The sequence below is a fragment of the Pseudoalteromonas xiamenensis genome (genome assembly GCF_017638925.1).
Taxonomy (GTDB): domain Bacteria; phylum Pseudomonadota; class Gammaproteobacteria; order Enterobacterales; family Alteromonadaceae; genus Pseudoalteromonas; species Pseudoalteromonas xiamenensis.
This window is the reverse complement of the sequence record NZ_CP072133.1, coordinates 1995137-2007144: the sequence shown is the minus strand read 5'-3', so window position 1 is coordinate 2007144 and position 12008 is coordinate 1995137. Positions and strand designations below refer to the sequence as shown.

Below are 12008 nucleotides of genomic sequence, written 5' to 3'. Positions count from 1 at the left end.
GGAGAAAAGCATGGCCTTAAACACTTTATCAGATCATGATGCGGCGCTGATTGCGTTACGTTGCATGGATTTAACGTCGTTAAATGAGAACGATACAAACGATCAAATTTCGCAATTGTGCGCGCAAACTAACCAAAAAGCAGGGCATGTCGCTGCGGTATGTGTGTATCCGCAATTTGTTCAACTCGCAAAGCAAACCCTAGATAACAGGGTACTTGTTGCGACGGTCACCAATTTCCCACATGGCAATCCGGATGTCGACAGTGCGGTTCGTGAGACTGCAGACGCGGTAAAAGCCGGTGCGGACGAAGTAGATGTGGTCTTTCCCTACCGTGCGCTTTTAAGTGGCGATGAGCAAATTGGCTTTGAACTAGTGTCTGCTTGCAAGCAAGCGTGCGGTGAGCATGCTCTATTGAAAGTGATCATCGAATCGGGTGAGTTGCAAACCCCTGAAGCCATCCAAAAAGCCAGTGAAATTTCGATTCGCGCAGGTGCAGATTTCATTAAAACCAGTACGGGAAAAGTGTCAATCAATGCGACCTTGGACGCGGCTGAAATTATGTTGAAGGCAATTCACGTCAGCGGTAAACCGGTCGGTTTTAAAGCCGCGGGTGGTGTGAGAACGGTGGCCGAAGCCCGCAAATACATTGAACTCGCTCTGCACATCATGGGAGCAGATTGGGTATCGCCTGCCACCTTCCGTTTTGGTGCGTCAGGGCTATTGCACGACGTACTGCAAGTGCTTGGTGCGGCTCAACAGAGCGCCACCACACAAGCGGGGTACTAAAATGGCAACGCCACACATTCAAGCTGAGGTAGGTGCGTTTGCTGATACGGTATTACTGCCAGGCGATCCATTACGTGCCAAGTTTATAGCTGAAACCTATTTAACCGATGTGACGCAAGTGAATGCCGTACGCAACATGCTCGGTTTTACAGGGTATTACAAAGGTAAACGAGTCTCTGTGATGGGGACTGGGATGGGGATCCCAAGTTGCGCACTGTACGCCACGGAGTTGGTGACGCATTTTGGGGTTAAGCAACTTATTCGCGTAGGCAGTTGTGGCACGGTACAGGACGACATCGCCTTGGGAGACATTGTCATTGCGATGGGGGCTTCTACGGACTCTAAAACCAATCGAATGCGTTTTGCTGGACATGATTTTGCGGCGTTAGCCGACTTTTCTTTATTGAATCAGGTGGTGACAACGGCACAACAACACGCGATTCCAATCCGCGTTGGGAATGTGTTTTCGTCAGATCTGTTTTATACGCCTGAACCCGACATGTTTGACGTCATAAAACGCATGGGTGTATTGGGTATTGAAATGGAGGCGGCGGGGTTGTATGGCGTAGCAAGTTTCTATGGTGCCAAAGCACTCACACTGTTAACGGTGTCCGATCATATTACGCAAGATCTGCACGCGAGTGCGGAAGCTCGTCAAAAATCCTTCAAACAAATGATAGAGTTAGCGCTTGAAAGCGCCTAAGTTTCAATGCGGTCGAGCAATTTAAAGGCTTCTTTTTGAAGCCTTTTCTTTCTTTAATTCAGTACCCTTCGGGTATTTTTCATACGCTGTTTTTCACATTATTTTGCCAACCTGAACCATACATTTTCATCGCGTTGCATCGTGTTTTTCCGCAGCGTTGGTCATTGCTCGGATAAATTGAAGAGTTTTTACTCTAATCGTCGTTGCCATTTTGAAATTTTGGCGTACACTTGTGCGCTGAATGAGCTTACAAGTGTACGCTGAAATAAGGCACATGTTATGATTGATACAATGACGAAGTGGTTTTTGCACCACCAACAGCTGGCTGGGTATTTAGAGCCTATTATGCAACGGTTTAAGCCTGCGTGGCGTGCAGGATTTTACCGTGCAGAAGTCGCCTGCATTGAACCAATAAATGAAAAATACCTTGAACTTTGGTTAGCACCAGAGTCGACTTGGCCTATTCATAAAGCAGGTCAACACCTTGAGTTAACCGTTGAAATGAATGGTCAACTGCGAACTCGAGTGTTTACCATTGCCAGTTCTCCCGAGCAATATCGTGCATCTGGGTTAGTTCGATTGATTATCAGAACACATGAGTTAGGCCGTTTCACGCCTCACTTAACCACGTATTTAGCCAGTGAAAGTTGGTGCAACATTTCTGCACCTCAAGGGACGTTTCTGTTTCCACAAAGGAAGATGGGGGCGACGCTTATGGTTGCTGGTGGCTCGGGGATCACGCCATTTTTAGCCATGTTGTCACAACATTTGGGGGAAACGTGTCATCCCGTCAAACTTATTTATATTGCTCGTGCAGGCGAACATTTGGCAGAGAAAGAACTCAATACGCTGGCTGCGCGCTATGCGCATTTTTCCTATTTTCCGATCGGGCGTACTGATTTTGAACCACTGACGCACTACCTCAACGATCTCGATGCCCCAGTCGTTTATTGTTGTGGCCCACAAGCTTTAATGGAACAGGTTGCAACGCAGAGTCGCGCAGCAAACCTGTCGTACTTCGATGAACCATTTGGTTTGGCAACGCAGATCAATCTGGCTGAGCGCACCGAACACGCGGTGAAAGTCGCTCATCATCAGTATGCCGTGGATAATCAACGCTCGTTGCTTGATCAATTAGAACAACAACGTGTCTCGGTAAGACGAGGTTGTGGTATGGGAATTTGTCATCAATGTCAGTGTGTTAAGAAGCAAGGTTTAGTTCGAGACATGCGTACCGGTGAGTTATCGGATGCCGGTGAATCGTTAATTCAATTGTGTGTTGTGCAAGCAGTGACGGATGTGGAGATTACGTTATGAACGAACAGAACTTAATGGCTTTTGCCAAAGATCTTGATGACATCAAGGCCTCGACGTTAGCGAAAGTAGGTCAAACGGATGCGGACTACATTCGTCGAGTCGTGCGTCGTCAACGTTATTTCGAATGGAGCGGGCGCTTACTTTTAGTCGCAGGTTTTTGGACGCCTTGGTTGTGGGCGATAGGCGTTATTTTGCTTGCTCTGGCTAAAATTATCGACAACATGGAAATCGGTCATAACGTAATGCATGGGCAATACGATTGGATGAACGACAAACAGCTTAATTCGAAAACCTACGAATGGGACATTGCGTGTGACGGGCAAAGCTGGAATCGCGTACATAATTTTGAGCATCACACCTACACCAACATCATAGGTAAAGACCGAGATTTCGGTTATGGCTTACTGCGCTTATCGAACGATTTTCGTTGGCGCGTGAAGAACCTGTGGCAGTTTGTGACTTACCTTTTATTGAGCGTGTTGTTTCAATGGGGGGTGTCCTATCACGAACTGGCCGCTGAGCGTGTTTTTATGGGGAAGAAAAAAGCCAATCGCGATGGCAAAGTGTCGCATGAAGAGCTTAAGCGACGTTTTTTCAGCAAAGGAGCAAGACAGTTAGTCAAAGATTATGTGCTCTTTCCCCTATTAGCAGGACCTGCATGGCTTTGGGTATTAGGCGGGAATTTGGTGGCGAATTTACTGCGCAACTTGTGGACTTCAACCATCATCTTTTGCGGTCATTTTACTGAGGCTGTGCAAACCTTCAAAGAAGCGGATTGCGTAAATGAATCACAGGGTCAATGGTATTTTCGACAGGCATTGGGGTCATCGAACTTGCAAGGTAAGCATTGGTTTCACGTGTTAACAGGACACCTCAGTTGCCAAATCGAGCACCATCTGTTCCCAGACATGCCTTCGTCACGGTATCAAGAAGTTGCACCTCAAGTGCAAGCCGTGTTTGCAAAATATGATGTCCCCTACAATACAGGCCCTTTTTGGCGTCAGTACGGGTCGGTATTAAAACGTATTTTGCGTTACTCATTACCATAACGAAGATAAGAAAAGGGCACTGTGTGCCCTTTGTAGGTTACCCATTAGGAGAGTGGGTAGATGTTGATCCCATAAGTCTAAACGTCGAAACGATCGGCGTTCATTACTTTGTTCCAAGCTCGCACGAAGTCATGAGCAAAACGTTCGTTTGCGTCGCTTGCGCCATACACTTCACTCAATGCGCGCAACTGTGAGTTTGAGCCAAACACGAGGTCGACGCGAGAAGCCGTCCATTTGATTTTGCCCGAGTGAATGCAGCGACCATCAAAAGTTTGTTGCGCGTCATCTTTGGCAAACCATTTCGTATCCATGTCTAATAAATTCACAAAGAAGTCATTACTCAAAACGCCAGGACGTGGAGTTAGTACCCCTAAACTCTCCGCGTTATAATTGGCGTTGAGTGCGCGTAAACCACCTACAAGTACGGTCATTTCGGGAGCTGTAAGTCCTAACAGTTGTGCTTTATCTAACAGCAATTCTTCGGCAGAGAACGTGTACTGTTGTTTTTGATAGTTACGGAATCCATCCGCGATGGGTTCAAGAACCGAAAACGATTCTGCGTCCGTTTGCTCAGCCGTTGCATCGGTGCGGCCTGCTGTAAACGGGACTTCGAGATTAATACCACCTAACTGGGCTGCTTGTTCAATCGCCGCCGCGCCAGCGAGTACAATCAGATCCGCAAGAGACACGCGTTTGTTGCTTACTTGGGCTTGGTTAAATTGCGTTTGTACTTTTTCGAGCGCCGCCAACACTTGAGCTAGTTGGTTTGGCTGATTCACTTCCCACGTATTTTGTGGTGCAAGTCGAACACGAGCGCCGTTTGCACCGCCTCGACTGTCTGAACCTCGGAAGGTTGAAGCGGACGACCAAGCAGTGTAGATCAAGGCGTGAGGTGCAATACCGGTGTTGAGTATGGCTTGCTTCAGCGCCTTAATGTCGTGTGCATCGATTAAATCGAAGTCTCGAGCAGGTACTGGATCTTGCCAAATCAGCTCCTCAGCGGGTACTTCAGGGCCTAAGTAACGTACTTTTGGTCCCATGTCGCGGTGAGTCAGTTTAAACCACGCGCGCGCAAAGGCATCGGCGAATTGATCTGGGTTGTTCAAGAACCGTAAAGAAATTTCGCGATAAATAGGGTCCTCACGCATGGCCATATCGGCTGTCGTCATCATGATCCCAACGCGTTTGGACGCGTCTTCAACGTCTGGTGCGTGATGTTCTGGTTTCAGATCGATAGGAACCCATTGTTGTGCGCCTGCAGGGCTCTTTGCGAGTTTCCATTCGTAGCCAAATAGCACCTCAAAGTAACCATTGTCCCATTGGGTTGGATTCGGTGTCCAAGACCCTTCAATGCCACTGGTGATCGTGTCTCTGCCATGCCCTTTTCCGTGCTTGCTTGTCCAGCCAAAGCCCATTTCTTCCAACGGCGCAGCTTCTGGTTCTGGCCCAACGAGCGCAGCATCGCCTGCACCGTGGCATTTACCAAACGTATGGCCGCCAGCCGTCAAGGCAACGGTTTCTTCGTCGTTCATCGCCATACGGGCAAAGGTTTCACGAATGTCTTTCGCCGAGGCGAGCGGATCTGGGTTGCCATCAGGCCCTTCAGGGTTTACATAGATGAGACCCATTTGTACCGCAGCGAGAGGATTATCTAAGTCACGTTCACCGCTGTAACGCTCGTTATCAAGCCATGTGGATTCTGCACCCCAATAAACGTCCTCTTCTGGTTCCCAAATGTCTTCTCGACCACCACCAAACCCGAATGTCTTTAAGCCCATAGTTTCAAGGGCTACGTTTCCGGCAAGAATAAACAAATCAGCCCATGATAATCGATTGCCATATTTTTGTTTTACAGGCCACAGTAAACGACGAGCTTTGTCTAAATTCGCGTTATCTGGCCAGCTATTAAGAGGCGCGAAGCGTTGATTACCTGTCGATGCACCACCTCGACCATCGCCTGTTCGATAGGTCCCTGCAGTATGCCACGCCATGCGGATCATGAACGGACCATAGTGACCATAATCAGCAGGCCACCAAGATTTTGAATCAGTCATGACGTTGGCTAAGTCTTGTTTTACCGCCGCATAATCAAGAGAATTAAACGCTTCTGCGTAGTTGAATGTCTCGCCTAGTGGGTTTGCCTTCGTGTCATTTTGATGAAGAATGCGAAGATTCAGTTGATTTGGCCACCAATCGACATTTTTGGTACCCGACCCGCCTAGACGCGTGTTGCCGCCGTGCATAAAGGGACATTTTCCACTCGAATTTGTATTGTGTTTATCCATCGTTAAATCCTTACCGTTTATTGGTGACAGTGAGCAATGTGTCGAATTGCGCAATTTATAGCCTACACTATAGGGCAGGATTTGTGAGAAGGATAACGACTTAACTAGATTGTATTAATCTAAAAAACAAATCAAATATAAATCATCTATTCATTTTTTGAATGTTATATGTCATCGGCGCTTCCAAAATTCATCATCAATTTGTCACACTACTTTTTCAGACTGCACGAATGCCTTAGACATTTATGACGACGTTAAACGCCTTTGGAGGATTAGGTGGAAGGTGCTGCGCTAGAAAAATCAGGGATAAATATAAGTGCAAATTACACAGTGCCAATGCTTTTGGTTCTGCTTCTCGCGCATATTATGGTCGAGTACTTTCACAACTTAGCGTTGTTTTACGACGAAGCGTACTATCATTTCTGGTCGACTCAACTTGATTTTGGGTATTACTCTAAGCCCCCAATGATTGCATGGCTTATTGCCGCAACGACGTCCATATTCGGCCATGCAGAATGGGCCGTTAGATTGAGTTCCGCCCTCTTGTATTTTTGCACGGCGCTGGTGATTCGGCAGATTGCAATGCGCCTTTGGCAACGCACAGACGTTGCAGACTGTGCCGCAATCCTCTTTTTTACAGCCCCTTTAATTGGCTTTAATAGCCTATTTGTTACCACGGATGCACCATTACTGTTTTTTTGGAGCGTTGCTGTGTGGAGTTTTGTTGAAGCGTTAAAAACGAGAAAATGGATCTATTGGGTGAGTCTGGGTGTCACGTTGGGTCTAGGCATGTTGTCGAAATACACGATGTGCGTTTTGATGATTGGGTTGTTTGCCTATATCGGACTAGACAAGGCTGAGCGTAAGAGCGAAAACACGTTAGGTTTGCTCTTGGCTGTTCTCATTGCGTTTGTCCTATTTTTACCTAATCTACTGTGGAACGCAGCCCACGATTTTATTAGTTTCCAACACACCGCTGAGATTTCAAAGCTCAACCAATCGTTATTGCATCCATTGCGATGGTTAGAATTTACCGCTGGCCAAGTTTTTGCGTTTGGCCCCGTTGCGTTCTGGGTTTTAACGGTGTGGGTGTGGCGACAAAAACTCTCCGCAACGACGTTGCTGCTGATGTGCGTCACCTTTCCGATGCTACTTGCGATGATGGTACAAGCGCTGCTTTCTCACGCGAACGCAAATTGGGCGGCACCGACGTATGTTGGAGGGAGTTTACTTGCCGCTTATTGGTTGGTGGAGCGTGGTAAATTCGCCGTGCTCAAGGCGGCCATGCTCGTCAATGTGCTGCTTATTGGGCTGTTCTATAGTTACCCTCAAATTCAAAGCGCGTTAGATATTGAACCCACCAAAAAAAATACGCCCTATCAACGGGTGAGCGGGTGGCGAGAGTTGGTGTTGGCGATACCTGAGCAACCTCAAGACATGATCTACCTGAGTGATTCGCGAGCGTTATTGTCGTATGTCCATTTTTATCGCAGTGATTTTACCCAAGGTTCGGGAATTCAAGTGCGTAGTTTTAATCCGTCTGGGATCATCAAGGATCACTACCAACTGAATTACCCTCTGACCGCACGATACAACGAGCATTATCTGTTCTTAAGTGAAACACCAAAAGCATTGCACGGTTGTTTTCAACAGGTGCAAGCGCTAGAGCCTGTGAGCGTTGATGTTTATCCCACGCTCACTCGGAAATTGTATTTATATCAAGTATCAGGGTTCAATGGTTATGATGGGTGCTAATTCGAGTAAGTTTGCTTGGTTACTGCGAGCTGACGTGATCGGCTGTTTGCTCTGTATTGTGGTGTTTGTGCAATTTCCCACACTGGATATTGTTGTGTCGAGCTGGTTTTTCCGTGATGGTCACTTTTTTCTTGCGAACAATGGTGTGGTGCAAATGATCTATTGGACATTTGCCAAGATCCATTATGTTTTACTCCTTGGCTTTGCTGGCGTATTTGTCCGTTATTTTTGGGCTGATAAAAAGAATGAGCTACGCAATTGCCGGCTTAAGCAACTGAAAATAATGACTATTGCACTGGTATTTGTTCCCGGTATTTTGGTTAACACCATCATAAAAGACAACTCACTTGGCCGAGACTCGACCCCATCAAATTGAACAATTTTCGGGTGAGAAACATTTTACCTCAGCATTTGCTTACTCTGGCGAATGTCGTCGCAATTGTTCTTTTGTCAGCGGACATGCCGCCATTGGATTTTATTTTATGCTATTTGGCTGGGTGTTTGGCCGCCGCCGCTGGTGGCAGCTAGGTGTCTTGCTCGGTGCCACCGTCGGGTTGGTACGCATAATACAGGGTGGTCATTTTTTATCGGATGTCGTGTTTAGCTTTTGGGCGTGTTATTGGCCGTTTCTCTGGTTGGTTAAAGGGAATGGATACTCGTTGGGTGTACCTACTTTTCAACCGACTGGTCTTTTAAGGACACAGTGAGAAGGCACTTTAGAAGGGCGCGTACAAATGTAGTAGAGCACCGCTAATTCAATGCCACCCACCATGAAAATGACCCAAAGAGGCGCGCTCGAAAAGCATAAAATCACAAACCCAAGCAGCATGCCTGTACCCGCCATGCACTTACCTTTCATGGGAATAACACGGTGATCTTGCCATAACCGTAGAGATGGACCGTATTTAGGGTGATCCAATAAGCGCTGGGCGAATTCGGGTGACGAACGAGTGAAACAGACTAAGGCAAAAATGAAAAATACGGTTGTGGGCATCACAGGAAGTGCCATCCCGAGAAACCCCAGTCCGACAAAAGCAATGCCTGCAATATGAAGCCAAAAACGTTTAGTAAATAAAAATTTCATAGGCAAATAAAGTGAGTAGGACCTAAGATCTAGCTTATCACAGGGTTGGAAAATTGCTAAAAACGTTCATTGCTAAGCATAAATAAGCAGTCTGGGGCCTGTTCGGTCTGTCGAACGTAGATTGAAAATATCTTTAAAAGCGGCATAGTTAAGTACAAAAAAGAACGCGTATTGGCGGTTAAATCTGGCGGTACGTGAAACTCCTTCATAAAGTCACTTTTCCTATTTGAACAATTCTGCGCGCATTGCATAATTGCTCTAAGGAAAACGCGTTGAGGACAAATTATGCAGTTACCAACAACGGTTACACAACATGAAATGGCATCCGGCCTATCTTATTTGAAAGTAAACAGCGCGCGTTGTGACGCCACTATTTTTTTGCAAGGTGCGCAACTGACTGAATTTACCCCAAAAGGACAAGCGCCTTTAATTTGGGTGTCCAGTGATGAAGATTATCAAATGGGTAAACCCGTGCGTGGCGGCATACCTATTTGCTGGCCTTGGTTTGGTGTCCATGAAAAGGCCGATTGGCCAATTCATGGTGTTGCACGTAAGTTACTTTGGTCGCTTGAAAATGTGGAAGAAATTAACGGCGATATTCATATCCGCTTGGCGTTGCCAATGGACACCGTAGACACAACGTTTTGGTCTCATAAATCGTCATTAGTCGTAACCTTTGTACTTGGTCACTCATTACGAGTTGATCTCACAAACACGAACTTAGGTGACACACCATTTACGCTCACACAAGCACTACACACCTACTTTCCTACGTCAGACATTCAAAAAACGACGGTAGAAGGTTTGCAAGGTGCGCAATATATTGAATTTGGCGAAGGCCCTTTTGCGCAAAATGACGTGGTGGGTTTTGCACGTGAAACGGACATGGTCTACACCCAAGCTCCGACAGTTCAAAAAATTCATACCCCTCTGGGCACGATGATGGTTGCGCGTGAACACTCTACGTCCTGTGTACTTTGGAATCCGTGGATAGAAAAAGCAAAGCGCCTAAGTAATTTCCGCGATGACGAATACCTGACGATGTTGTGTCTCGAGGCGGCTAATGTGATGGAAGACGCTGTGACGCTTCAACCCAATGAAAGCCACACACTCTCAACGATTTTGTCTTGGCAATAATCGTCGTTCATTGTTAAAAAACACAAAAATCCGCTTGGTGTACACGCCAAGCGGATTTTCATTTTATGAACGTTTTAGCTCGGCTTATTGATAATCTGCAACCAGCTCAAGGCCTGAAAACGCGGTGTATCCACGTATCATGACGAAGTAGCGGCCAGCACCCTTCGTCAACGAACACGATTCTGAATTACCTGATTTATACGGACGACAGTCGTAAATAGTTGTGGTCGGTTCTGCACCAAATTGCACGTACAAGTCCGCATCACCTGTGCCACCCTTTGTCGTCACTGAAACACTGTTTGCGCCGGCTGGGACATCGATGTAATAACGTAATTCGCTACCACGAGAACCTTCTAGTCCAGTTTTTGGCAAACCTTTATCAAGTCGAGCTTCATCCGACACCTGACCTACGGTTACGGTCTGCGTGTTGACGGACGTTTTGCCCTTATCATCAACAACCGTCAGAGTTACATCATAGACGGCATCAGTTGTGTAGCTGTGGCTTTGCAGCGCACCCATGGCAGTCTGACCATCACCAAATTGCCATTGATGTGATTGAACATTACCCGTTGAGCCACTACCGTCAAATTGACAAGTTAACGCAGTACAATTGTAGGTAAAGCGTGCTACCGGTGGGGGCGTGCCCGTTGAGTTATCCCCTTCTGGAACTTGGTTATTAAAGTGGCTCGCCACTTGTGGCCAAATTTGTTTTATTTTCGCACCTTTGTTGGTACAGCCGCCTAAATGGTGTAAAGCGACGACTTTATTGGTGTCGCCCGAAAGCACAGGACTACCAGAAGAACCGCCGATGGTGTCACAGTAATAACCGATGTCAGTGCCTGTGCCACGGCCGTTTGCGGTTGGTTCATTGACCGAGCAAAGACCATTTGAATCTTTATCCGACTCAATGGAAAGTTCTTTCGGGTTGCCAGAACCGTGCTGAGGAATATAGATACGTTCATTTTGAGCTGGGTCACGTACATCTAACCCGAAGTAGCCAAAGGGTGCGGTTTTCACAAAGTCATTAACGGTAAAGAGGGTATAGTCGAGGGTGTAGTCGGTTTTGAGTAAATCTTTACCCGTCACTTTCACCACGGTTTCTTTCGTTGTGCCGTTACATTGCGTGTATTGATAGTTGAACCACACTTCGGTTGCCGTCAACTCTTGCGCGCTTTCGATACAGTGGTTGTTGGTAAACATGCGGTTATCAGGGCCAACACGCCATGCTGTACACAAGCTGCTGCCAGCGATTAATAGGCGAGCGACTGGGCGCGAGCGTTCAAATTCAACAGGGTGGCTTTGTGCCCAACATTGCACATCTTGGCGTTCCATTGAGCCGCACGTTGAAAAAGTGCTCATATCTTCGTTGATGAGAGAGTCATCGCCGACAGTACCTTCATTTCCGTGGTAGTAAAAGTCGATTTCACCAAAGTGGGACGTTTGGTCTACACCTGGATAAAATGTAACGACAGCGGTGTCACTTGAGACCGACATCGTCGAGAATTGTTTGTTTTCTGTATCACCAAGGCGCAAATCGAATGACGCGGTACTTGCGTTTTCGACTGTATATTCGTAACTCTCTGAGCCATCAGCAGAAGCAACAACGAGTTTGCCACCTTGCGTCAAATCTAAATCGGTAAAGTGCAATTTAATGTAGCTGGCACCAGGATGTGAAATCGTCTGGGTAATAGGCGAAGCCATTGCGCTATTCAGTTGCTTATGACCTTGGTTGAGTTTGCGATGGACGACTTCTTTTTTGCCGATAGACAGCTTTTGCGCTTGCTGTGTGTACTTCAGCATATGTGCTTCGGTCAGAGGTTGAACGTTTGTTTCGGAAGCGTTTGCAGCCAAGGCAACTGAGACTCGCCAGAAGACTCAATAACGGTGTGAA

At 46.8% G+C, this 12008-nt stretch carries 11 protein-coding genes; 8 read left to right on the top strand and 3 right to left on the bottom strand.

Going from position 1 to position 12008, the window contains the following annotated elements; all coding sequences use genetic code 11:
* Positions 1–10: 10 nt before the first annotated feature.
* The 4 genes from deoC to J5O05_RS09675 all read left to right on the top strand — a co-directional run bounded on the left by deoC (position 11) and on the right by J5O05_RS09675 (position 3856).
* Complete coding sequence (deoC, locus tag J5O05_RS09690; RefSeq protein WP_208841895.1) at positions 11–787, top strand: deoxyribose-phosphate aldolase; 777 nt, start codon at positions 11–13, stop codon at positions 785–787.
* Between the two features lies 1 nt (position 788).
* Positions 789–1490: a purine-nucleoside phosphorylase gene (gene deoD / locus J5O05_RS09685; protein WP_208841894.1), complete on the top strand. Its 702-nt coding sequence runs from the start codon at positions 789–791 to the stop codon at positions 1488–1490.
* 279 nt (positions 1491–1769) lie between these two features.
* Entirely contained in the window at positions 1770–2807 is a 1038-nt protein-coding gene (locus J5O05_RS09680; protein ID WP_208841893.1) for a flavin reductase family protein, read from the top strand.
* Positions 2804–3856, top strand: coding sequence for a fatty acid desaturase family protein (locus J5O05_RS09675; protein WP_208841892.1), 1053 nt, complete (start codon positions 2804–2806; stop codon positions 3854–3856). Before J5O05_RS09680 ends, J5O05_RS09675 begins: the two co-directional genes overlap by 4 nt.
* Positions 3857–3933: 77 nt before the next feature.
* On the opposite strand, the gene katG is transcribed toward J5O05_RS09675, so the two are convergent.
* Positions 3934–6141: a catalase/peroxidase HPI gene (gene katG, locus J5O05_RS09670; RefSeq protein ID WP_208841891.1), complete on the bottom strand. Its 2208-nt coding sequence runs from the start codon at positions 6139–6141 to the stop codon at positions 3934–3936.
* A gap of 276 nt (positions 6142–6417) precedes the next feature.
* Here katG and J5O05_RS09665 point away from each other — a divergent pair, with 276 nt between their 5' ends.
* From J5O05_RS09665 to J5O05_RS22845, 3 genes are read left to right on the top strand one after another with little or no spacing between them, the layout of a single operon-like run.
* Positions 6418–7896, top strand: a complete 1479-nt coding sequence (locus tag J5O05_RS09665) for an ArnT family glycosyltransferase (RefSeq protein ID WP_208841890.1) — start codon at positions 6418–6420, stop codon at positions 7894–7896.
* Entirely contained in the window at positions 7883–8272 is a 390-nt protein-coding gene (locus J5O05_RS09660) for a hypothetical protein (protein ID WP_208841889.1), read from the top strand. The genes J5O05_RS09665 and J5O05_RS09660 overlap by 14 nt, the downstream gene beginning before the upstream one ends.
* The gene (locus tag J5O05_RS22845) at positions 8244–8603 is read left to right on the top strand and encodes a phosphatase PAP2 family protein (RefSeq protein WP_208841888.1); all 360 of its coding nucleotides are present in this window, start codon (positions 8244–8246) and stop codon (positions 8601–8603) included. Before J5O05_RS09660 ends, J5O05_RS22845 begins: the two co-directional genes overlap by 29 nt.
* Here J5O05_RS22845 and J5O05_RS09650 read toward each other — a convergent pair.
* Entirely contained in the window at positions 8573–8980 is a 408-nt protein-coding gene (locus J5O05_RS09650; protein ID WP_208841887.1) for a YbaN family protein, read from the bottom strand. The two genes, J5O05_RS22845 and J5O05_RS09650, sit on opposite strands and share 31 nt — an antisense overlap.
* A gap of 285 nt (positions 8981–9265) precedes the next feature.
* Here J5O05_RS09650 and J5O05_RS09645 point away from each other — a divergent pair, with 285 nt between their 5' ends.
* Positions 9266–10117 carry a D-hexose-6-phosphate mutarotase gene (locus J5O05_RS09645; protein ID WP_208841886.1) on the top strand — a complete coding sequence of 284 codons (852 nt, stop codon included), beginning with the start codon at positions 9266–9268 and terminating at the stop codon, positions 10115–10117.
* Between the two features lie 84 nt (positions 10118–10201).
* On the opposite strand, the gene J5O05_RS09640 is transcribed toward J5O05_RS09645, so the two are convergent.
* Positions 10202–11917 carry a pre-peptidase C-terminal domain-containing protein gene (locus tag J5O05_RS09640; RefSeq protein WP_208841885.1) on the bottom strand — a complete coding sequence of 572 codons (1716 nt, stop codon included), beginning with the start codon at positions 11915–11917 and terminating at the stop codon, positions 10202–10204.
* Positions 11918–12008 lie beyond the last annotated feature (91 nt).

Bases quoted from the DNA above. Each gene is read 5' to 3' on its own strand.
- deoC (WP_208841895.1), top strand. From the start codon at position 11: ATGGCCTTAAACACTTTATCAGATCATGATGCGGCGCTGATTGCGTTA.
- deoD (WP_208841894.1), top strand. From the start codon at position 789: ATGGCAACGCCACACATTCAAGCTGAGGTAGGTGCGTTTGCTGATACG.
- J5O05_RS09680 (WP_208841893.1), top strand. From the start codon at position 1,770: ATGATTGATACAATGACGAAGTGGTTTTTGCACCACCAACAGCTGGCT.
- J5O05_RS09675 (WP_208841892.1), top strand. From the start codon at position 2,804: ATGAACGAACAGAACTTAATGGCTTTTGCCAAAGATCTTGATGACATC.
- katG (WP_208841891.1), bottom strand. From the start codon at position 6,141: ATGGATAAACACAATACAAATTCGAGTGGAAAATGTCCCTTTATGCAC.
- J5O05_RS09660 (WP_208841889.1), top strand. From the start codon at position 7,883: ATGATGGGTGCTAATTCGAGTAAGTTTGCTTGGTTACTGCGAGCTGAC.
- J5O05_RS09650 (WP_208841887.1), bottom strand. From the start codon at position 8,980: ATGAAATTTTTATTTACTAAACGTTTTTGGCTTCATATTGCAGGCATT.
- J5O05_RS09645 (WP_208841886.1), top strand. From the start codon at position 9,266: ATGCAGTTACCAACAACGGTTACACAACATGAAATGGCATCCGGCCTA.
- J5O05_RS09640 (WP_208841885.1), bottom strand. From the start codon at position 11,917: ATGCTGAAGTACACACAGCAAGCGCAAAAGCTGTCTATCGGCAAAAAA.